Source organism: Paraclostridium bifermentans (genome assembly GCF_964259345.1).
Classification (GTDB): Bacteria; Bacillota; Clostridia; order Peptostreptococcales; family Peptostreptococcaceae; genus Paraclostridium; species Paraclostridium bifermentans_B.
The window spans coordinates 392,536-414,753 of record NZ_CAXVJR010000002.1 but is presented as its reverse complement, the minus strand read 5'-3'; the positions used below and the strand labels follow the sequence as shown (position 1 = coordinate 414,753).

Here is a 22,218-nt window from a genome sequence, read left to right as displayed (position 1 = left end):
AATTATCCGCAAATATTCGTTAATAACAGTCTTAAGCATAAAAAAAAAGAGCGTTAATACGCTCTTATATAAACCCACTCTTTTATCTCTCTTTTAATATAGATTGCACTTCTGAGTTGTTATACATACTATCTGGATCTTCCGCTCTTAGACTATAAAATGTCTCTTGTGCTTTTTCTAATTCTCCATCTTTATAATATAACATACCCATATTGTAATAGCTATCATCAAAATAATTATCTGAAGGTTTATAAGTATTTACATACTTTCTATAATATTTTATAGCTTCTTCATTATTACCTTCATCTTCATTTATTAATGCTAATTGATATATAGCTTCTGATATATATTTTTTAGTTTTTCCATTCTCAACTACTAGTTTTAAATATTTTATAGCCTCTTCATTATTACCTTCTTTTTTTAAATCCATTGCTTTAAAATATAAATCTTCTTCATCGCCTACAATAACTTCAGTTTTACTTTCTTCTTTGTCTTTATTTTCTGTTTTTGCTTTTTCTAATTCATCTTTTGTTTTATCTAATTTTTCACTAGCTTGATCAAGTTTCTCATTTTTCTCACTAACTTGATTTGTTAACTCATCTAATTTCTTTTTATTAGTAAAATAAATTCCACCTATTATTAAAACCAATACAGCTATTAATGCATATAATGATTTATGACTTTTATTACTTTTCTTTGGATCTTCTTTAACAGACTCTTCTTTTTTCACATCTGTATTTTCTTTTTCAAAAATACTATTATCTTTATCTACTTTTTGTAACATTTTTAAATATTCATCAGCTTTTACATTATCGCCTAGTTTTTCATATATTAAATGAAGTAGTAAATAAGGTTCTATCAATTCAGGTTCTTCATTTATTATATTTTCAAGTATTTGTATACTCTCTTGATTTAAGTCATTATTTATAAATCTTATGGCATGGTTGTATCTGCTTAGAAATATACTAAAAGTATCTGATGTTAATAAATCTACATACCTTCTAGCTAGTTCATTATTATCATAGCATAAACTTTTATAAAAACTCTCAAAGGCTTCATCAAAATTACATTTTAAAAGTTTTAACAAGCCTCTTAAATTTAATATATCCGTATCCTTAGGATTTAATTCTAAAGCTTCTTCTACCATTTCTGTAGCACTTGTCATGAAGCTTCTTTTTATCATATTTAAAGCTTCATTATATTTTTTATAAGACTCTAACTTTAATGCTCTTATATCCTTATTTTGTTTTTTTGTTTTATGCTTTAAATTTAATATTGTTTCATCTTTACTATTAGATGTTATATATGTTTTTTTAAGAGCTTTTAATGTTTCATTTATTTCTTCATCATCTATATTAAAAAAAGTAGTATCATTATTATCTTCGCTTATAAGTGACATATCTAATATTTTTTTATGTAAATTTTTTATATCACTTTGTATATTTAACTTTAATATGTTAATCACCCTCTTTATAATTTATATATAATAAAATACCACATTAATTTAATTTAGTCAAAATTATACATAATTTACTAAAAGTCTTACCCAAATATTTGAGTAAGACTTTTTTAATCTTAAATACTATTTAATTTATTCACCTTTTGTCGTATCTACTTGATTATTTTGTGTCTGCTGAGGTTGTTTAATATTATTTTGATCCTCTGGTTTATTCTCTTGTTCTGGTGTTAATTCTTGTTCTGGCTTTGATTCTGGATCTATTACAGGTGGTGTAGTTGGGTCTACAGGTTTAACTTCTGGTTTTTCTTCAGGTACTTGTATATCAGGCTGAATTACAGATTCTTCTTTATTATCTTCGAGTTTAGGTGTATCTTCCTTAGTTCCCACAGCTACTACACCTTGTTTTTTAGGATAATACGACTTAGACACCTTTTCCTTTTCTATTATATTCCCATTGTTATCCTTATATATTCTATAAGTTGATACTATGTACCCATCTCTACCTTTTTCTAAAACTTTTTCTTTTCCATTTTCTAATGATGGGTCATCAACTTTTTTTATAGGTGCAACTGAAACCTCATCAGTACTTGTTAATATTTCAATATCTTTCTTATCTTTAGAACTTCCATAAATCTGACATGTAACCGTGTTTCCATTTACAGTATTTTTTATATATATTGGATATTTCAAATTATTTTTAAATACAAAATCTATACTTCCATCAGCTACTGTAGCATCTCTTCCTTTTGGCGCATATGAGGATGGAATTGAATGATTTCTAAGTTCCATATACTCTAAACCTGCATATAATGTAGCATTATATAGAGTTGTAGATACTTGACATACCCCTCCACCTATTCCTTCTTGAACAACCCCTTGTACAATAACTGGTGCATTTTTATATCCATTACTTAGTGTTCTCTTTTTTGTATAAGTATTATAAGAAAATGACTCTCCTGGCATTAGTAATATATCACTAGTTCTTTGAGCTGCTAACTTTATATTTTGATTTCTCCCAGATATGCCTCCATTAAAATTTGTTGAATAACTTCCTAAAATAGTATTAATGTTTTCTAATTTTAATTTTGTTATATTTGGCTTATCTTTTGTTGTTACTATTTCACATATAAAATTATGCTTTTCTAAACTAGACTTTATGTTTTTTAAAGTTTCTGCCACATTAACTTTTGCTCCCATTTTTTCACTAGTTATATTAATTTCATCACCATTTATATCTATAGTTGCATTTTCTGATTTTTTATTTATATCCTTTGCAATATCATTTATTATTGATTCTAATTTCTTATTATCATAATTCATCTCTATATTTACTTTAGTATCATTTCCTAATATAGCTTTAGCTGTTTCTATAATATTATTAGCTATATTATTACCCTTATTAATTTCATACACATCATCTATAGTTTTCTCTATATTGTAATTAAAATTGAAATCTTTATAATCTACATCCCAATTTTTATTTTCAAACTTAAGAGTTATATTTTTTTCTTTGAATGATTCCTTTAATTTTTTGCTAGCTTCAGCTCTAGTCATTCCTCCAACATTTATATTTTCTATATATACATTTTTCACTATTTTATTATTTTTACTTTGTATAAATAAAGCTATTGATATACTTACAATTGCAATGATAATAATACTAACTATAATATATAATTTTTTATTTTTATCCTCCATAATTACTATAAATCTCCTTAACTTCTAAATATAATTTAATAGTATCATAACTCTTATTATATTTATATAAATTATTAAATTTTAAAAATAAAAGCGTGTTTTCACACGCTTTTATATCTTATTTACACTATTATCTTCTACTTTATATATTTGTTTTGTATATGGATTTATTAAATATACTTCTTTAGATTTAAAAAATCCTCTATTAACTACTGCATAATAATAAATATCATTGTTTTTGCCTACAAAGTTTTCTACAACCTTAGTATCATCTACATATCTTAGTGCTTTTTCTTTTTCTTCTATAGCAAGATATTTGTAATTGTCTCCAAGTTCATTTAGTTTTTTCTCCAAAATACTTTCAGCTGTACTTTTACTTATAGTAAATTCAACGTTACCATCTTTGGTCGCTCTCCAATGTCCATCACTATAATTATTATTATATGATTTTTTTTCATCTAAATATGAGTATATTCTTTTATTCATTGGATCTATTAAAAACTCATCTATTCTGTCATTTTTAACAAAAGCCTCTGCATAATAATATTTATTTCCATTTATCATTTGTTGGAATATATTAGCTCTAATATCATGTTTATCTATTCCACTTTTTTTAGATATCAATGATATTACTTCATCATTAGTCATATTGTACATTTCTAAATTCTTTTCAAATTCAGTCGATAAATCATCTAAAGTTTCATCATCTAAATAATATTGTTTTAAGTAATCTATATATTCTAGTGCCTCTTGATAGTTTCCATTTTCATTTTCAATTTTAGCTTTATCTATATAGTAGTCATACATAAGCTCTATACATTCTTCTTTTTTATCTTGTGCTAAATCATAATACTTTTTATCCTCAGATATTACCTTATCATAATTCTGAATTGCTTCTTTATACATTTTTTTGCTTTGATCTGTAACTCCAAGTTTATAAATTTTTCTAGAATCTTCAATGACTTCAATTTTTTTAGCATAAACATAAATTTCATTTTTTGAAATTTTAAGAGTAGATACAGCTTGTATATACCCCATTGCTGTTTTATAACTTATTTTTTCTTGTAGGTATAGTTCATTCACTCTTTTAGCTTGGTCTATTATACTGTCTGTATCTATATAAACTGTATCTAATTCATTAACTATGTTTATAAGTGAAATAAAGTAATCTTTACCTATCTCTCCTTTTATATATCGATCTCCATAATTTAAAATTATTTTATTAACCTTTTTTGATAAGTTTTTGCTAAATCTATTCATCTTAGTTTCCGAAAATTCTTCTTTTACTTTATCGTAGTATGATATAGCCTGAGAATAATTTCTTTTTTCTATATAACTTACAAGCTTATTACTCTCTCTACTTACGCTAAAACTATCAGCGGTAAATATAATAAATATACCTAGCAAAATAATACTCAATATTATTAATGATGATTTTATTATTATTTTATTATTCCTGTCTATAAATTCTACTATTTTTTCAAAAAAATCTTTCATAATCATTCTCTTACCTTTCTCAAACAGTAATATAAATGTTTTATGATTTATTATAACATATAGTAGAATTATTAACCATATTTTGTAATATAGTAAAAGCTTAATATTTTTTCTTCCAACTTATATAATAAATATTATGCTTATGTCATCTTTGCTTTTATTCACTGTTAAATATTCTAAATATCGCTTATATTTTTTTTCTAAATTATACCTTGTAAATACATTTTTTCTGTATTCTTTTATAGATAATTTTAAACTTCTATCTAACTCCTCATATGTTTTAAAACTATTTGTAAAACCATCTGAAAAAATAACTATTGAATCTACAGTGTCTATATTATTAATACTTATTTTTAAATCTATATATTTATAAGCATCATCTAAATACATAGAGTTTAATACCCCATATACTTTACTATTTTTATCATACTTTATTAAATTGAACTTATTTGTGTATTCAACTATATTTCCATCTCCTATTTGTATATAAATTTTTATTTTATCAGTAATCAAACTTCCTATAAGTGTTGTACCATAAAGAACATAGTCTACATTGTAAACATTTGGAATTTTAGTCTTGTAGTGACTTAATACGTAACTTCTCCATCTCTCTTGAATAAGTTTTTGTATTTTTTCCTCTTTTTTTATATAGTTCATTATATTATCTAAATTTTCATAATTTATAAACTTTATTTCATTATATAGTTTTTCTAAAATATCTATACATGCATCACATGCAAATTCCGATCCTTTATAACTATATTTACATCTATCTATTCCATGACCATCTCCAATTGCACATATAACTCCATTTTCAACTTTTTTAATTCTTAAATAGTCTTGAGAATTCTTCCCCTTAATTTTATTTTTATATCCTGTAACACTACTATAAAACACATCAAATCTCATATAACCCCTCCTGACTTAATATTAATTATATTAAGTTATATGAAAAAAAGTACAGCATGTGCTGTACTCTAAGATATTTTTCTTCTTCTAACTGTATCTTTATTTCTTTGATGTCTTTTATTAGTCTTAACTTGCTTTTTAGCGCTAATTATTCTTCTACCAAATATTCTTTTACAATCGCATAAAACCCAACATGGTGTCAGTGTCATAATCATTCCTAGTGCCAAAACAATATAATATCTAAATCCTATAAACACTCCTGTAAATGAATTTATTAACAAGAGTATGCTAGTAACACTTAAAGATATTAAAGATGACAAAACAAATATTTTCCAAATGTCTGAAATTACTTTAACAAACTTTGGCACATTTTTATTTTTTTGGCTTTTTTTCATGTTTTTGCCCCCTATTATCAATAAATCATACATGTATTCTAATATAATAAATATACCAAATTTGTCTTAAAATAGCAATTCTTATTAGTAACATTACTCTATATTAATTAATAAATTAAATTAAGACTATTTTTAAAAGGAGTGATTTATTTGCCATGCCTTCCTAGCTTAGGTTCTAAAGCACCTAATTTTAGTGCTAACACAACACATGGACCTATAAAATTATCAGACTATAAAGGTAAATGGGTTGTTTTATTTTCACATCCTGGTGATTTTACACCTGTTTGCACTACAGAGTTTTTATGCTTTGCAAAATACTACCCTAACTTTAAAAAAAGAAATACAGAGCTTTTAGGACTTAGTGTCGATAGCAATAGCTCTCATTTAGCATGGATCTATAATATTTACAAAAACACTGGTGTTGAAATTCCATTTCCTATAATTGATGATAGAAAAATGGAGATTTCTCAACTATATGGAATGATTTCAGAGCCTATGAGTGATGTAGCTACTATTAGATCAGTTTTTATAATAGACCCAAACCAAATACTAAGAACTATATTATATTATCCATTAACTACAGGAAGAAACATACCTGAGATAATAAGAATAATTGATGCTCTACAAACTTCAGATGAACAAAATGTTGTAACACCTGCAAATTGGCTACCAGGTATGCCTGTTATACTTCCACCTCCTAAGACATACAAAGAACTTAAAGAGCGAATTACTAGTTGTTCAAATAATAAAAAATGTATAGACTGGTATCTTTGTTTTGTACCTGATAAATCAAATTCTGACAATAATAATATTATTGAACCAGTGTACTCTAAGAAAAAAGGTGCTAAATCTAGACCTCAAATTGATGCTCCATCTAAATCTATACCTGTAAATCCAGCATGTCCTGATTTAAGAAGATTGGTTGGAGAATATGTTTTAGGTGATCCTTCTAATGTAGATGCATTTTTACTTGATTTTGTTATTTATGCATTTGTAGAAATAAAACCTGATGGTACATTATTTGTTCCAACACCTAGATATTTACGTCAATTATTAGCTCTAAAAAAAGATAATCCTGATTTAAAGGTTATTGCAGCTATTGGAGGTTGGGGACAAGATGGATTTTCAGATGCTGCATTAACTCCATCTGCTAGATATAAATTTGCTAGAGAAGTAAATTCACTTATAAATCAATATAACTTAGATGGAATTGATATAGACTGGGAATATCCAGGAAATAGTGCAGCTGGAATTAAATCTAGACCTGAGGATAGAGAAAACTTTACATTACTATTAACAGCTATAAGAGATGTAATTGGGAATAGTAAGTGGTTAAGTGTAGCTGGAACAGGAGACAAAGCTTATATAAATAAAAGTGCTGAAATTGATAAAATAGCGCCTTTAATAAATTATTTTAATTTGATGAGTTATGACTTTACAGCTGGATCTACTGGAGAAAGTGGTAAAAAGCATCAAGCAAATTTATATAATTCTGACCTAAGCATTCCTGGATATAGTGTAGATTCAATGGTTATAAATTTAGTTGAGGCTGGTATGCCTTCCGAAAAAATATTATTGGGAGTTCCTTTTTATGGTAGATTAGGTTCTAGTGTAACAAAATCTTATGATCAGCTTAGAAGAGATTATATAAATAAAAATGGATACTCATTTAAGTTCGATAAAGAGGCTCAAGCTTCATATTTAGAAAAAAATGGAGAGTTTGCAATGTCATATGACGATATTCTATCTATTTATATAAAATCTCAGTATGTTATAGATAACTGTCTAGGAGGTATTTTCTCTTGGATGGCTCCTTATGATAAAGCTAATATACTAGCTAAAGCAATGAGCCTAGGTATAAATGATCCCAATGAGTTAAAAGAAGAAATAATATCAACTTATGGCCCTAATATATTAAGCTAAAAAATAGTCTATCTATTAGATAGACTATTTTAAATTTTCTTAAAATTTTTATTTGTATTTAAATTCCTATTTACTTTTTTATTTTATATGATATAATTGTATACATAAAATAATTAAACAGAATATAACTAATGGTAGAGGTTGCATTGTTAAATAGTATTATTATTGAGGTTAAGCTCCTGTGATGTAATAAGAAAGGTAATAATGCCGAAATATATAAGTAATGCTTTAAGCTTATATATTGGGGTTATGCAAAATATGTATAACACTGTCACTTTATGTGGAGGGCTATCTTTAGATTAAGTTATTATATTGATTTATAATTTCAAGTCTAGGAGTTTCTTTGCATCTTCTAGACTTTTTTTATTATTCTCCATTTTTCGTTATATTCTTACAACTTTGGGAGGTAATTATGTTAAAAAGAGAAAAAAGACAAGCTTCATTAGGCGATTCGCTTTTATGTATAGGTTTCTTAATAGTTTTATTATCTATATCTCTAACTAAGTTAGGCGTTTCAGCTCATATACCACTAGCCCTTGGTGGAATATTTAGTGGGTTTGTAGCTGTTTTTAAATTAGGGTTCACATGGAAAGAACTAGAAGAAGGTATTTTAGCTACTATTAATTCTACAATGCAAGCTATAATAATTTTATTAATAGTTGGAATGTTAATTGGTACATGGATTTTATCTGGTGTTGTTCCAAGTATGATTTATTGGGGATTAAATATATTATCTCCAGGAATATTTTTAGTTGCTACAACAATAATATGTTCTATCGTATCTATATCTACAGGTTCTTCTTGGACTACAGCTGGTACTATAGGTATAGCTCTTTTAGGTATAGGTAGTGCCCTTGGTATCCCTAAAGAAATAATAGCAGGGGCGATAATATCTGGTGCTTACTTCGGTGATAAAATGTCTCCACTTTCAGATACTACAAATTTAGCTCCAGCTATGGCAGGTACAGATTTATTTACACATATAAAACATATGCTTTATTCAACAGTTCCTGCATATGCAATTTCGCTTATTATTTACGGGATTATAGGTTTTAAATATGCTGGGCAAGCTATAGACAATAGTCAAATAGCTCAAATTCAACAAGCTTTAGCTGCTAGCTATAATACACTATCTCCTTTATTATTATTGATTCCTGTGTTAGTTATAGTTATGGTAATATGTAAGGTTCCTGCAGTACCAGGACTTATAATAGGTACATTACTTGGAGGTGCTGTTGCTATTTTATTCCAAGGAGCGTCATTTAAAGAAGTGTTAGAAGTTGCTCAAGTTGGTTATACATCTAACAGTGGAATGGCATTTGTTGATGAGTTGCTAACTCGTGGAGGTCTTGATAGTATGTTAGGTACAGTATCGCTTATGTTATGTGCATTAGCTACTGGTGGTATACTAGAAAAAACTGGTATGCTAGAAGCATTAGCTACAGCTATATTAAAATTTGCAAAAGGTACTTTTGGTTTAGTAGCTGCTACAATATTTACTTGCATCGGAACTAACTTAGCTGTTGCTGACCAATATTTAGCAATAGTTATGCCTGGTAGTATGTATAGAGAAGCATTCAAAAAGCAAGGACTTTGCCCTGAAAACTTATCTCGTGCTTTAGAAGATAGTGCTACTATAACATCTCCACTTATACCTTGGAATACTTGTGGAGCGTATATGAGTGCTACTCTTGCAATTAACTCATTTGCATTTTTACCGTATGCGTTTTTCAACTTATTATGTCCTGTAATATCTTTAACTTTAGCGGCTACAGGATTTGGTATAACAAGACTACCTAAAGATACATTAGAAGAATCAACTGATTCAGTTGCATAATAAAAAGGATGGAAACCCCATCCTTTTTTATTTTTTGTATCCAACAATTGCAGCTCCTAATGCTCCTACAATTTGTGTATCTTCTGTTATATATATTTTTTTCATTAAATTTTCTTCTATCATGTCTACGAGAACACTACTTTTAGCTACTCCACCTGTAAATGCAATATCATCTACTATATTTATTCTAGATAGCATAGATGCTGATCTATTTGCTATAGATTTAAATATTCCTGCTGCTATAGATTCTTTAGAAATATTTTTAGCCAACAAACTTATAATTTCTGATTCTGCAAATACAGTGCACATACTCGATATAATTTGTGGTTCTGTATTCTTAGCAAGTTTATCTATACTTTCAACATCACTTCCTAATAAATTAGCTGTAACTTGTAAAAACCTACCTGTTCCTGCTGCGCATTTATCATTCATTATAAAATTTGATACATTACCATCATCATCTAAACTTATAACTTTGCTATCTTGTCCACCTATATCAAGTATTGTTCTTATATTGTTATTTAGAAAATGAATTCCTTTTGCATGGCAAGTTATCTCTGTAACTTTTTTATCAACAAAGTCCATACTAACTCTTCCATATCCAGTTCCTATAACTTTTTTTATATTATCTTTATCTATATCTTGTGTAAGATTTTCAAATACCTCAAGCGATGCATTTTTAGGACTCCACCCTGTTGGTATAACAATTTTTTTTAGTATTTTTTCTCCATCAAATAAAACACCCTTTGTTGCTACAGACCCTGAGTCTATTCCTATACTATACATATTTCCCCCCTATTTTAGTCTATCATTTCTATAAATGCTTCAAATCTAGTTCTTAACTGTTCAGTATCTGACTTTGAATAATCAGTCTCAATAGCCATATAAGGTTTATTTTTAACTCCATTTACAAATTTTTTAACTCTATAACTTTCAACATTAAATGTATGACATGCTTGAAGTACTACATCTATAACTCCATCTACCTTATACTCATCTATTAATCTATCTAATAGTTCTATTCTTGCATCATTATTAGCCATACATGAGCAAGCTATATTTATATATTTTTTAGCTATAGCATCTATAGGATCTGGATTGCTTTCGTCTACTAATTCATCATTTGATCTTATTCCTCCACACAACTCATATGCAACTACAACAGCTCCACTATCTTCTAAAGTCTTAACTATTTTCTCACTTACTCCTCCTATAGGACATCCAGTTATAAGAATTCTAGGTTTTTCTTCACTTATAGGTCTTTCTCCTTTTTCATATTTATCTTTTATAGATACTATCATATCTTTTAAATTTTCCTTTAATTCATCTCTATCAAATTTAAATCCTGAATTATATAAAACTTGGTGCATATCATATCCACTCATAGGTGGTGGCACTAACTTAGATAATTCATAAAATTCTTTTAATAATCTTCTTTCTTCATTCTTATCTTTTATTGCATCTTTTAAATTTTCTTCTGTTATTTCTACTGAAAACTTTCTTTCTATTTCTTCTTTTAATTCTATAATTTCATTTTTCCACAGTTCATATGCATACTTACCTTTTTTGCTATTTGGAAGTTGCATTAGATGTAAGTCTTTTATTTTTGCTAACTCTTCATACATTTTTTTCTTTCCATCACATGTAGTTTCTGCAATTAATAAATCTGAAAAATAAAAATATGGACATGTATCTGTTATAGCATGCCCAAAGCTTGATTTTATAAGTGGACATAAATTTCTTGGAAGTATTTTTTCAGCCTCTGGTATAGGCTCTTCACTTACTCCACATACCCCTACTGTCACTGCATTTGCTGCCATAGGTATTTCAACTGGTGTAAATGCACAAAATACGCCAACTAATTTTTTCCCACTTTCTTTTAATTCTTTAGCTTTTATAAATCCATTTCTTCTTGCTTCACTAAAGTCCTCAAATTTTTCTGGTAGTGATATCATCTTATTTCCCCCAATAACTATAATGATTTACAATGAAATTTTATCATATATATTATTTTTATGTACAATAGTAAAAAACTATACTAAATACATATAGTATAGCTTTTTACTATAATTCTATTGTCTTACAATTATAAATACCATATAAGCTATATACATACAAAATAAAATTACCCCTTCTAGTTTATTAACTTCTTTTTTAGTAGTTGCAAATATATAAGTTACAATAGATACTAAGAACATGATAAACATATCAACAAATACTATAGTATGTACTGATATTGTATGAATAAATGAAGATATCCCTAGTACAAATAATATATTAAATATGTTAGACCCTATTATATTTCCTATAGCTATATCACTTTCACCTTTTCTAGCAGCTACTACACTAGTTACTAGTTCTGGGAGAGATGTACCTATAGACACTATAGTAAGACCCACTAAATTTTCACTCATCCCCAATGCTAATGCTATATTTGTAGCACTATCTACAACTATTTTTCCACCTAAAATAATTCCAATTATTCCAAGTAAACTGATTAATATGCTCTTTGGTATTGAAGCTTTTGAGCTTCCTTGTTCTACTTCCATTTCTTCTTTAGAAGTTATAGCCATTTCTAGTAAGTAATACATGAATATAGAAAATAAAGCCAATAGCATAAGCCCATCTGACTTTGTTAATGTATTTTCAGGGTAACCTTGAAACTTTATATCATGAGATAATATTAAAAGAACTAAGGATGCTAAAAGTACAAATGGAAATTCTTTTAATATTGTAGTTTTTTGTACTTTAACAGGTTTAATCATAGAAGATATTCCTACTACTGCTAACAAGTTGAATATATTTGATCCAACAACATTTGCTATAGCCATATCATTATTCCCTTTAAATGCAGCTGTTGCACTTACTGCTGCTTCTGGTGCACTTGTCCCAAATGCAACTATAGTAAGTCCAATTATTATAGTAGGTATTCTAAGAGCTTTAGCTATAGATGATGCTCCACTTACAAAAAAATCAGCAGCTTTTATAAGTATAATAAATCCAATTATAAGTAATATGTAACTCATTTAAGTTCTCCTTTTTATTCTTTTAAACTTATGTTATCCATATAGATCTATATTTATAAGTATATTTAAAACTGTAATGATAGATTGTATTAATACAATCTATCATTTTATTAAAAAATATATTAAATATATTGTTTTCATAGTAATATATAGTTATTACTATGTTTTAAGGAGAATTATAATATGATAAAAAAAGTAGCAGCTATTCATGATTTATCTGGAGTTGGAAGATGTTCTTTAAGTGTAGCTCTTCCAATATTATCAGCTTTAAAGGTACAATGTTGCCCATTTCCAACAGCTATACTATCTAGCCAAACTGGTTATCCTAAATATTCTTTTTTAGATTTAACTAATGAAATGAATACTTATAAAAATATTTGGCAGGAACTTAATATTGAATTTGATTGTATATACAGTGGCTTTTTAGGTTCAATAAATCAAATCGATATAGTATCTGATTTTATAGATAATAATAAATCAGCTCTTATTGTGGTTGATCCTGTAATGGGGGATGATGGTTCAATATATCCAGTGTTTAACAATATTATATGTGATAAAATAAGAGATTTAGTAAAAAAATCAGATATAGTTACTCCTAATATAACCGAGGCTCTTATATTAGTAGGTGAGGATTATAGTAAAAACAACCTTAACAAAGCTGAGTTAATTGAACTGGCTAAAAAAGTATCTAATCTAGGTCCTAATAAAGTAATTATAACTGGTATAATATCTAATGGTATAATATCTAATTTAGCATTTGATAAACTATCAAATAAGATATATTTTACTTCATCAGAATTTAATAATATATCTTATAGTGGAACTGGAGATATCTTTACTTCAATAATTACAGGTATGATTCTAAATGGATATTCATTAGAAGATAGCATTAATAAAGCTAATAAATTTATTCACAATACAGTTTCATATACATCGAAGTTTAACCACGATAGAAACGACGGAGTAATGTTTGAGCTATTTTTAAATGAGTTAATAGATATAAAATAATTAAAGAGATGTCTCATTATTGGTGAGACATCTCTTTAATTATTTTATAATTTACTTTTATTTTAAATTTATTATTTTCTAAAATCACTTTGTAGCCTCTTGTATATATTTTTACTAAATTATTTACTATATTAGGTTTATTGTCTGTAAAATTAAACCTATGTTGATTGAACTCACTATAATCGGAAACTTTATTAAGTAATATCAGCTCTGACTTTAAATTCTGTTTAGTTTGAAGGTTTGTTACATTTTTTACGTACATATTATCAAATTCAAATTGATACATACTAATATTTTCTTCATTATACTTTATAAATTTTTCTACTACTAATTGTTTTAAGTTCTTATCCTCTATATTAGAGTAATTATAATCTATATATTCTAATATATACTTTGAATCTATATTATTAATTATAAATTTATCAATTTTATTTGTTATACACTTATCATTTCCAAATATATTAATATACAAATTTATATAAATTGTTATAGATATTATTATCAAAATTACTCTTTTCATGCTTTACCTCCAAATAAAGTACTTATTTATAGTATTTGTTAAGGTTGCATTTTATATCCTATATTTTCATAGGTTATATTTATGTAAATTGTATAAAATATATTTAACACTTAATTTACAGAGGTGATTTTATGAATAGAGCACATAAAAGAAATTCTTTCTTTATAATTGCAATATTTATACTTACAGGATTTCTTATAAATGGAGAATTTGATATTTTTGATAAAATAAAAACTCAAATTCTAAACCCAGATTCATCTACGCAGGAGTATAATTGGTATTTTAATCCTAGAGAAGATGGAAAGCAACCTACTCCTATTAAAGAAGCATCTTTTTTTAGTAAATATGATGCTCATTTCGTTGGAAATCCTAATGAAAAAGTTTTATATTTAACTTTTGATGCTGGCTATGAAAGTGGAAATACAGAAAAAATATTAGATACACTAAAAAAACATAATGTACCTGCAGCTTTCTTTGTTGTAGATCATTATTTAAAAACAAACCCCGATTTAATAAAAAGAATGACTAATGAAGGTCATTTAGTTTGTAATCACTCTAGAAGCCATCCTTCAATGGCTAGTATAACTAATTTTGATGACTTTAAAAAAGAGATTTTATCTGTAGAGGAGAGCTATAAAAATATTACAGGTAAAAATATGCCCAAATATTTTAGGCCTCCTATGGGAAAATTTAGCCAGTTATCACTAGAGTATACTCAAAAACTAGGATACAATACTATCTTTTGGAGTTTTGCATATGTAGATTGGTTCGAAGATAGACAACCATCTCATGAAGATGCAAAAAAGAAAATACTTTCTAGAACACATCCTGGTGCAATATTATTACTTCATCCTAACTCAAAAACAAACACTGATATACTTGATGAAATTATAACTCAGTGGAAAAAAGAAGGATATCAACTTAAAACCTTAGATTATCTTACAAAAAATAATAATTGTAATGATAAAGATCCTAAAATAATACAAAGTAAATAATAATACAGATGTATACATCTGTATTATTATTTTTATGCCTCTAGTAAAATTGATTTTCCATTATATATCCCTACCCAATACGGTTTATAAATGCTTTTTATATCTATTAGTTTTATATCATGAATATGACACTTGTTATTAATATTATTATTTTTTATTAATTTAATTATTTCTCCTTTTATGATTTCTAACATGCCTGCTTCGTCTATATTAGATCTTTTTATACATTTTTTAGATACATTTATTCGTGATGTATCAGGTTCATTTATTATAGATTTAGATACCCCCGTATGAGTATTTACCAATAAAGTCAATTTATCTTTATTTATATCTTGTTTGAATATATTTTTACCTTTGATTTTTATAAAAATTTCATAAGTTATAATTTTGTATTCTATGTATTGAAGTGTTGTATTTTTTATCCTAGGGTTTAATTGAACTACTTTACTCATTAATGGTATTTTATCTCTTTCTATTTTCTTTATATCACTTTTTTTAACTTTTACTTCTATAGCGTCAACTAGCATTATTGCCCTCCTAAGATATATTTTACTCTTTATAAATTATATTAAACTATATAGTATTTTAATGTATGTAAAATTTAAAGATTATAAAAATAGGTAAGCTTACACGCTTACCTATTTTTATAATACTCTTTGAGCTATGTTTAAAGAGTGATCTGCTATTCTTTCTAAATTATTTAATAAATCTAAATATATTATACCCGAATCGATACTACAAGTATTTTCGTTTAATCTTTTCATATGATTTGCTCTAAATGACTTATCCATGGCATCAACTTCATTTTCGATTTCAAATACACTATTTGCCAAATCTTTATTATCTTCTTTTAAAGCACTTATTGAATATTCTACACTCATTAATACTTTTTCATAAATTTCCTTTGTTTCAATTTGCCCTTTTTCCGATAATTTTATTTGATTTTCTATTGATCCCTTTGCTAACTCTGCAATATTTTCAGCATGGTCTCCTATTCTTTCGATGTCATTGACAGTATTAAACATTAAGTCAACAAATTCTCTTTCCTCATCATCTAACGGACATTTTGATAATTTTAGTAAGTAATTTAAAATAAGTTTTTGTAATTTGTTTATAACTTTCTCCTGTTCTAAAGTTTTATTCACTTTTCCCATATCTTGATTAATAAATGATTCTATTGCATTGTTTAGATTCTCTTTAGATTTAATTCCCATTCTAGTAATTTCTTTTGTTACATTTCCTAAAGCTATTGATGGTGTTTCTAACATACGTTCATCTAAATATTTAGTTTCTTTTTCTTCTCTTTCTTCTTCTTTTTCAGGTACTAACTTCATAGCTATGTTAACTATAACTTTAGCAAAAGGAAGTAGTATTATAACATTTACAACATTAAATAATGTATGTGCATTTGCTATTTGTCTCGCAACATCATTAGGATTTATACGTGTAACCAATGCTACTATAGGTTTATTTAATATAATTATAAATAATAACGTTCCTATAACATTAAAAGTTAAATGCATAATAGCTGCTCTTTTTGCATTTCTATTAGCTCCTATACTTGAGATTAATGATGTAACGCACGTTCCAATATTATCTCCATATAATATTGGTAAAGCTGAGCTTATAGGTATTAACCCTTGTGTTGCAAGTGCTATTAACATTCCCATAGATGCACTTGAACTTTGTACTATTCCAGTTATAGCAAATCCCGCTAGCACCCCTAGTACTTGATGCTGCCCAAAATATATAAGTGCATTTCTAAAACCTTCATATTCAGCCAGAGGTTTTACTGCATCCTTCATAAATTCCATACCTGTAAATAATATACCAAATCCAATTAGTATTTCTGCAATATTTTTAGTTTTAGCTTTCTTAGTAAATAAGAATAAAACTATACCTATTCCTAATGCAATTGGCGCTATTCCCTCTAAGTCAAAAGATACCAACTGTGCAGTTATTGTAGTTCCTATGTTGGCTCCCATTATAACACCTATAGCTTGTGTTAATGTCATTATTCCTGCATTAACAAAACCAACGACCATAACAGTTGTAGCACTACTACTTTGTATTATACCTGTGACAACTGCTCCAACTAATACACCCATTAATATATTGCTGGTTAGAAGCCCTATGATATTTTTAAGTTTTTCTCCTGCAGATTTTTGAAGTCCATTTCCCATTAAGTTCATTCCATATAAGAATAATCCTAATCCTCCAATAAGACTTATTGCTATATCCAAATTTATTCCTCCTTACTCTAACTCTTTGCTTTTATATCCAACGCTAGTATTTATTGTGTTAATTTTTAAATTTTATATACTTTATTTATTTCATAAGTTTATATTTTTTGTATTATTTTACATACATTTTTATAAATTAATTAGCTAAGTATAATAATTAAATAATATATAAAGGATTGATTATTATGAAATTTTTTAAATATATATTTATATTGATTTTAGCTATTTTTATTTCAAGCAAATTATCACTAATTTATTGTTTAGATGGGAATACTAATGATGCTAATATAAGTATTGTTTCTCCTTTAAATGCTCAACAGTATATTATTTCTAGACCAACAATAAAAGCTAAATTAAACAATAGTAATGAAATAAACATAAAATCAATTAAGTTTTATTTAAATTATAAAGATGTAACTAATGATTGTTTAATACAAGATGATTGTTTAACTTATACTCCTTCAAAAAAATTAAAAAGAGGAACTCAAATTGTTAAAATTGAGGCTTTTGATATAAATAAAAACAAAATAAAATTAGAGTGGTATTTTAATGTAGGTACCCCAAAGTATAATCATTATTATGGATTGCTTCATTCCCATACATCAAATAGCGATGGAAAAGGGAGCTTTGAAGATGCTTACTACACAGCTAAATTTAATGCTAAGTTAGATTTTTTTGCAATAACAGAGCACTCTAACTATTTTGATAATGATATTGATTCAACATTATCAAGAAGTAATAGTAATACATGGAATAATTTATCCAAAGTAGCTTCTAATTATAATTCAAATGGAAAATTTTTAGCTCTAAAAGGATTTGAGATGACTTATCCATATATAAATATAGAAAATCCTATAGGACATATAAACATATATAATTCTAAAGGTTTTATATCTACTAATAATCCTATTTATAGTGATCTTAAATCGTTTTATAAAGCTATTTCTAAAGAGGATAATATCATAGGTCAGTTTAATCATCCGTGTGATATATTTGGTAGGTTTAACAATTTCAAGTATGATAAATATGCTGATAATGTAATATCTTTAATAGAGGTGTGTAATGGATATAATAAGAATATAAATAAAAATAAACTTTCTTTTGATGATTATCAAAAAGCATTAGATTGTGGTTGGCATCTAGCTCCAAGTTCTAACCAAGATAATCATAGAGAAAATTGGGGAGTTGCAAATGAATTTAGAACAGTCGTATTATGTACTGACCTAAATGAAAGCTCTTTTTATGATTCATTAAAAAATATGAGAGTTTATGCAACTCAAGATAAAAATATAAAAATAGACTATACAATAAATGATTCTGTAATGGGCTCTACTATAAATAATGCTTCTAATTTATATTTTAATATAAGTGTTATAGATACTGATTTAAACGATAAAATACAAAAAATAGATATATTGTCCAACAATGGCAAAGTTGTAGCTTCAAAACAATTCAACTCTAATTTAGCAAAATTAGAATTTAAATTACAATGTCTTAAAAATTCTTTTTACTACGTTAAAGTATATCAAAAGAACAATAAAGTATCAGTTACAGCTCCTATATGGATTAACTTTAATACAAAATAATGATGAAAGAATTATTCTTTCATCATTATTTTTATATAAACTCCTACTCCATTGGTTGTATCTGTTGTTATAACATGAGAAAGAGCTCCTATAATTTTATTATTTTGAATTATTGGAGATCCACTCATTCCTTGTACTATTCCTCCATAATTACTTATAAGCCTTTTATCTACTATTTTAAAATTAAAATTTTTTATATTATTATCTTTATCTTTATTTATTTTTGATACATTTATTTTGTAATGTATCTTTTTTTCCTCACAATTATGTTTCATAACTACATATGCTTCACCTAGCTTAATATCTTTTTCATCTGCTATTTTATATGTTCTATTTATACTTTTTTTCTCATTTATATGTCCACTTATTCCATACCTATCAATATTAGTTATTTCTCCTTTTGATTTTGAATTCTTATCTCCTGTTATATTTCCAACATATTTCTTTTTAGATTTTTCTAATTTCAATATATTAGAATAGAAAATCTCACCTTCATTTTTTAATTTGACATTGTTTTTGTCAAATCCTATACTATGACCTACAGCTTTAAAGCTTCTACTTTTAGGGTTTATATATGTTAGTGTTGCTGTATATGGAATTTTATCAATTAAATTATTATATCTTAATTCATTTTTATTTAATTTTAATTTCACAAAATTATTATTTCTATTAACATTCATTATTATTTCATCATTATCTTTCATAGAAATATGAAGTTTTATTAATTCTTGTTTTGATTTTATTTTCATATTTTCTTTATTAAAAACTTTTTTTACAATACTTCCTTCCACACTTTCTACTAAATCATAATCTTTTAATTTGGATTCTTGATTTACTCCAAATATCATAACTTTATTTGTATTTAGTTCAATATGCAAAAGTTCTCCACCTATAATAACTTCATCAGGTATTTTTTCATTTTTTTGCATTGAATAAATATTATTTGGTAATAATACTAATGTAATTATAAGCATAGAAATAAAATAACTAATTACCTTAGATGATTTCATAAAATGTCACCTTCTTAAGTCAATTTAGTGTTTGTTTTATTATTATTGTCTTAAGTAGGTATTTATATAATGGTTACTATTTTACATAATTCCCATAGACATATTTACCTAATTTGTATTAAAAATAAAAACTGCTTTAATTAAATTAAAGCAGTTTTTTTCTATATTATATCTAAATGTCCATAATTATTTTCAATTACTATACCTTTATTTTCAAATTTAATATCAGATTTAAATAATGGTCCATCTATTACAAAAGTATGATATTCTCCATTTTCTCCGCATGGATCAGCTCCTGTTTCTTTAATTTTTTCAACTATATCTTTTGTTAATTTTTTTCCTAAAAAATCCTTACTTAAGTATTTTAAGTTAACGGTTTTTATTATTGTTGTAAATCCACTATCTATAAATTCATATACTAAACTTTCTCTATCTTCTTGCCATAAAGGAAACTCGGCTTTTAAGCCTGCCTTCTCACATCTGGCAATATCCCATTCTTTATGCTGTTGTATATCTATATCTCCAAATACACATATTTTTGCACCATTTTCTTTTGCAATTTTTAAAACATTTTCAAATTCCTTTTCATATTCACATACATCACATTCTACTTTAAGAAGCGGTATATTTAAATTTTCACTCACTTGTTGCAAAAGTCTATTTGTTAAACCATGGGTCCATGACTTATCAGCATCTTTTTTTATAGTTGTTAAAAGCGCTATAGGTTCATATCCTTTTTTTATCATTCTATATAATGCTAATGTACTGTCTTTTCCTCCACTAAATGACATAATAAATTTATTATTCATTGCTATTTCTCTCCTAAAATATATAGTATTTTAAGTTAATTTTAGCATATATATACTAATTAACAAGTATCTAATTAACTAACTATAAAAAAAGTTCCTATAAATAATAATATAGCGCCTATACATTTATATAGGTGCATAGTTTGTTCCTTTAAAATTACTACATCTACAAAAAGAGCTATTAGTATTTGAGATACAACTATAATAGTCAAAGTATTAGATAATCCCAATCCTGGTATCGCTTTAACTGTAAAGTATATTATACCCCCTCCAAATATACCTCCTAATAAAAATTTAGGACTTATATAATCTAAAGCTAAAAATGATTTTATATCACCTGTTATTATCATACTAATTAAAAAAAATACAGATCCAACAACTAAGCTTACAAATGTTGCAATAAGTGGTGATGTACTTTTACCTAACTCCCCATTTATAAGAGCCTCTAAAGCTGTTGAACATCCTGCTAAAACTGCAAATAGTATTGAAGTTATTTTGAACAACTTATTACCCCCTTTTTTTATAGTAAAAGCTTATGATGCAAGTCCATTTTAAATTACAAATTTATAAAAATTTTAAATAAAGTATTTTATGATAATTATTTTTTTGATATAATCACTTTAACAATTAAAGAGGTGATATAATGAATGTAAGTTTTAATTTTAATAATTTTAACAACAAAAAAAATGCAAATAATTTTATAATTTTAGGTGTTTTACTTTTAGTTGTTGGAACTATTTCTTTATTATTTAGAAATTTAGGTATTAAGTTATTGTCCTATGGATTGGGAGCTATAACTTTATTTTTAGCTTATTTAAACTTAAAAACAATAAATGAACTTAGAAGATACGAGTCTAAAGATAAGATACGACCATATATAAATAAGCAGATTTTACTTTTAATAGTAGCTATACTATTTTTAATATTTCCTCAAAGGATACAAGGTTTCTTTTCTTCTATCTTAGGAGCATACCTTGTTGCAACTCAAATTATGCTTTTAATTAAAAGTAAAAATAACGCTTATATAAGTTTTAGTGGGTTTAATGGATTTTTGTTAATTTGTGGATTAATATTAATAATTTCTCCATTGTTTTTATCTGGATTTATAGCTACATCTTTAGCTTTAATTATGGTTTTAATAGGTTTTCAATTATTATCAACAGGAAATAAATTAAAGAAATCATAAAAAATAGTACCTTATTTAAATAAGGTACTATTTTTGTTATTTTATCTTACTAGTTTGTACATGAATAGTTTTTGTGATAATATTGTATAGTAAATTTAATAATAACTAAAGAAAAGG

General features: G+C 26.2%; 20 protein-coding genes and 1 riboswitch. Of the genes, 6 read left to right on the top strand and 14 right to left on the bottom strand.

Annotation, left to right across the window (positions count from 1 at the left end; genetic code table 11):
* Positions 1-82: 82 nt before the first annotated feature.
* The 5 genes from ACEXNK_RS06005 to ACEXNK_RS05985 all read right to left on the bottom strand — a co-directional run bounded on the left by ACEXNK_RS06005 (position 83) and on the right by ACEXNK_RS05985 (position 5,958).
* Positions 83-1,465 (bottom strand): tetratricopeptide repeat protein, encoded by a 1,383-nt coding sequence (locus ACEXNK_RS06005; protein ID WP_373599512.1) that lies wholly within the window; start codon positions 1,463-1,465, stop codon positions 83-85.
* A 126-nt stretch (positions 1,466-1,591) separates the two neighbouring features.
* Positions 1,592-3,157 carry a VanW family protein gene (locus ACEXNK_RS06000; protein ID WP_373601568.1) on the bottom strand — a complete coding sequence of 522 codons (1,566 nt, stop codon included), beginning with the start codon at positions 3,155-3,157 and terminating at the stop codon, positions 1,592-1,594.
* 111 nt (positions 3,158-3,268) lie between these two features.
* Complete coding sequence (locus tag ACEXNK_RS05995; protein ID WP_373601421.1) at positions 3,269-4,654, bottom strand: UbiD family decarboxylase; 1,386 nt, start codon at positions 4,652-4,654, stop codon at positions 3,269-3,271.
* Between the two features lie 120 nt (positions 4,655-4,774).
* Entirely contained in the window at positions 4,775-5,563 is a 789-nt protein-coding gene (locus ACEXNK_RS05990) for a protein phosphatase 2C domain-containing protein (RefSeq protein WP_373601420.1), read from the bottom strand.
* Positions 5,564-5,631: 68 nt separating this feature from the next.
* Positions 5,632-5,958 (bottom strand): hypothetical protein, encoded by a 327-nt coding sequence (locus ACEXNK_RS05985; RefSeq protein WP_373601419.1) that lies wholly within the window; start codon positions 5,956-5,958, stop codon positions 5,632-5,634.
* Positions 5,959-6,099: 141 nt separating this feature from the next.
* On the opposite strand from ACEXNK_RS05985, the gene ACEXNK_RS05980 reads away from it, so the two are divergent.
* Both ACEXNK_RS05980 and nhaC read left to right on the top strand, forming a co-directional pair.
* A complete protein-coding gene (locus ACEXNK_RS05980) occupies positions 6,100-7,881 on the top strand; it encodes a peroxiredoxin (protein ID WP_373601418.1) in 1,782 nt (593 codons plus the stop codon).
* 127 nt (positions 7,882-8,008) lie between these two features.
* A riboswitch (Lysine riboswitch) is annotated at positions 8,009-8,180 on the top strand.
* Between the two features lie 113 nt (positions 8,181-8,293).
* On the top strand, positions 8,294-9,718 hold the full coding sequence (gene nhaC, locus ACEXNK_RS05975; RefSeq protein WP_373601417.1) for a Na+/H+ antiporter NhaC: 1,425 nt from the start codon (positions 8,294-8,296) through the stop codon (positions 9,716-9,718).
* A 27-nt stretch (positions 9,719-9,745) separates the two neighbouring features.
* Here the strand turns inward: nhaC and ACEXNK_RS05970 are convergent, their stop codons facing one another.
* From ACEXNK_RS05970 to ACEXNK_RS05960, 3 genes are all read right to left on the bottom strand, one after another.
* A complete protein-coding gene (locus ACEXNK_RS05970) occupies positions 9,746-10,504 on the bottom strand; it encodes an acyl-CoA dehydratase activase (protein WP_373601416.1) in 759 nt (252 codons plus the stop codon).
* A 14-nt stretch (positions 10,505-10,518) separates the two neighbouring features.
* Positions 10,519-11,673 carry a double-cubane-cluster-containing anaerobic reductase gene (locus ACEXNK_RS05965; protein ID WP_373601415.1) on the bottom strand — a complete coding sequence of 385 codons (1,155 nt, stop codon included), beginning with the start codon at positions 11,671-11,673 and terminating at the stop codon, positions 10,519-10,521.
* 117 nt (positions 11,674-11,790) lie between these two features.
* Positions 11,791-12,744, bottom strand: coding sequence for a calcium/sodium antiporter (locus ACEXNK_RS05960; protein ID WP_373601414.1), 954 nt, complete (start codon positions 12,742-12,744; stop codon positions 11,791-11,793).
* 183 nt (positions 12,745-12,927) lie between these two features.
* Between ACEXNK_RS05960 and ACEXNK_RS05955 the strand changes: the two genes are divergently transcribed.
* On the top strand, positions 12,928-13,752 hold the full coding sequence (locus ACEXNK_RS05955) for a pyridoxamine kinase (RefSeq protein WP_373601413.1): 825 nt from the start codon (positions 12,928-12,930) through the stop codon (positions 13,750-13,752).
* Positions 13,753-13,768: 16 nt separating this feature from the next.
* On the opposite strand, the gene ACEXNK_RS05950 is transcribed toward ACEXNK_RS05955, so the two are convergent.
* Entirely contained in the window at positions 13,769-14,272 is a 504-nt protein-coding gene (locus ACEXNK_RS05950; RefSeq protein WP_373601412.1) for a hypothetical protein, read from the bottom strand.
* A 131-nt stretch (positions 14,273-14,403) separates the two neighbouring features.
* Here ACEXNK_RS05950 and pdaA point away from each other — a divergent pair, with 131 nt between their 5' ends.
* Complete coding sequence (gene pdaA, locus ACEXNK_RS05945; RefSeq protein WP_373601327.1) at positions 14,404-15,267, top strand: delta-lactam-biosynthetic de-N-acetylase; 864 nt, start codon at positions 14,404-14,406, stop codon at positions 15,265-15,267.
* A 32-nt stretch (positions 15,268-15,299) separates the two neighbouring features.
* On the opposite strand, the gene ACEXNK_RS05940 is transcribed toward pdaA, so the two are convergent.
* Together ACEXNK_RS05940 and ACEXNK_RS05935 are read right to left on the bottom strand one after the other, a co-directional pair.
* Complete coding sequence (locus ACEXNK_RS05940) at positions 15,300-15,794, bottom strand: hypothetical protein (RefSeq protein ID WP_373601328.1); 495 nt, start codon at positions 15,792-15,794, stop codon at positions 15,300-15,302.
* 117 nt (positions 15,795-15,911) lie between these two features.
* On the bottom strand, positions 15,912-17,510 hold the full coding sequence (locus tag ACEXNK_RS05935; RefSeq protein ID WP_373601329.1) for a Na/Pi cotransporter family protein: 1,599 nt from the start codon (positions 17,508-17,510) through the stop codon (positions 15,912-15,914).
* Positions 17,511-17,695: 185 nt separating this feature from the next.
* On the opposite strand from ACEXNK_RS05935, the gene ACEXNK_RS05930 reads away from it, so the two are divergent.
* Positions 17,696-19,096, top strand: a complete 1,401-nt coding sequence (locus ACEXNK_RS05930; protein WP_373601330.1) for a CehA/McbA family metallohydrolase — start codon at positions 17,696-17,698, stop codon at positions 19,094-19,096.
* A gap of 11 nt (positions 19,097-19,107) precedes the next feature.
* On the opposite strand, the gene ACEXNK_RS05925 is transcribed toward ACEXNK_RS05930, so the two are convergent.
* The 3 genes from ACEXNK_RS05925 to ACEXNK_RS05915 all read right to left on the bottom strand — a co-directional run bounded on the left by ACEXNK_RS05925 (position 19,108) and on the right by ACEXNK_RS05915 (position 21,418).
* Positions 19,108-20,106: a SpoIVB peptidase S55 domain-containing protein gene (locus tag ACEXNK_RS05925; protein ID WP_373601331.1), complete on the bottom strand. Its 999-nt coding sequence runs from the start codon at positions 20,104-20,106 to the stop codon at positions 19,108-19,110.
* A 161-nt stretch (positions 20,107-20,267) separates the two neighbouring features.
* Complete coding sequence (locus ACEXNK_RS05920; RefSeq protein WP_373601332.1) at positions 20,268-20,915, bottom strand: diphthine--ammonia ligase; 648 nt, start codon at positions 20,913-20,915, stop codon at positions 20,268-20,270.
* A gap of 74 nt (positions 20,916-20,989) precedes the next feature.
* Positions 20,990-21,418: a DMT family transporter gene (locus ACEXNK_RS05915; RefSeq protein ID WP_373601333.1), complete on the bottom strand. Its 429-nt coding sequence runs from the start codon at positions 21,416-21,418 to the stop codon at positions 20,990-20,992.
* A gap of 140 nt (positions 21,419-21,558) precedes the next feature.
* Here ACEXNK_RS05915 and ACEXNK_RS05910 point away from each other — a divergent pair, with 140 nt between their 5' ends.
* Positions 21,559-22,101 (top strand): DUF308 domain-containing protein, encoded by a 543-nt coding sequence (locus ACEXNK_RS05910; RefSeq protein WP_373601334.1) that lies wholly within the window; start codon positions 21,559-21,561, stop codon positions 22,099-22,101.
* Positions 22,102-22,218 lie beyond the last annotated feature (117 nt).

Coding starts and splice junctions, on each gene's coding strand:
- ACEXNK_RS05990 (WP_373601420.1), bottom strand. CDS start 5,563: ATGAGATTTGATGTGTTTTATAGTAGTGTTACAGGATATAAAAATAAA.
- nhaC (WP_373601417.1), top strand. CDS start 8,294: ATGTTAAAAAGAGAAAAAAGACAAGCTTCATTAGGCGATTCGCTTTTA.
- ACEXNK_RS05970 (WP_373601416.1), bottom strand. CDS start 10,504: ATGTATAGTATAGGAATAGACTCAGGGTCTGTAGCAACAAAGGGTGTT.
- ACEXNK_RS05960 (WP_373601414.1), bottom strand. CDS start 12,744: ATGAGTTACATATTACTTATAATTGGATTTATTATACTTATAAAAGCT.
- ACEXNK_RS05950 (WP_373601412.1), bottom strand. CDS start 14,272: ATGAAAAGAGTAATTTTGATAATAATATCTATAACAATTTATATAAAT.
- ACEXNK_RS05985 (WP_373601419.1), bottom strand. CDS start 5,958: ATGAAAAAAAGCCAAAAAAATAAAAATGTGCCAAAGTTTGTTAAAGTA.
- ACEXNK_RS05995 (WP_373601421.1), bottom strand. CDS start 4,654: ATGAAAGATTTTTTTGAAAAAATAGTAGAATTTATAGACAGGAATAAT.
- ACEXNK_RS05920 (WP_373601332.1), bottom strand. CDS start 20,915: ATGAATAATAAATTTATTATGTCATTTAGTGGAGGAAAAGACAGTACA.
- ACEXNK_RS06000 (WP_373601568.1), bottom strand. CDS start 3,157: ATGGAGGATAAAAATAAAAAATTATATATTATAGTTAGTATTATTATC.
- pdaA (WP_373601327.1), top strand. CDS start 14,404: ATGAATAGAGCACATAAAAGAAATTCTTTCTTTATAATTGCAATATTT.
- ACEXNK_RS05955 (WP_373601413.1), top strand. CDS start 12,928: ATGATAAAAAAAGTAGCAGCTATTCATGATTTATCTGGAGTTGGAAGA.
- ACEXNK_RS05925 (WP_373601331.1), bottom strand. CDS start 20,106: ATGAAATCATCTAAGGTAATTAGTTATTTTATTTCTATGCTTATAATT.
- ACEXNK_RS05940 (WP_373601328.1), bottom strand. CDS start 15,794: ATGCTAGTTGACGCTATAGAAGTAAAAGTTAAAAAAAGTGATATAAAG.
- ACEXNK_RS05910 (WP_373601334.1), top strand. CDS start 21,559: ATGAATGTAAGTTTTAATTTTAATAATTTTAACAACAAAAAAAATGCA.
- ACEXNK_RS05965 (WP_373601415.1), bottom strand. CDS start 11,673: ATGATATCACTACCAGAAAAATTTGAGGACTTTAGTGAAGCAAGAAGA.
- ACEXNK_RS05930 (WP_373601330.1), top strand. CDS start 17,696: ATGAAATTTTTTAAATATATATTTATATTGATTTTAGCTATTTTTATT.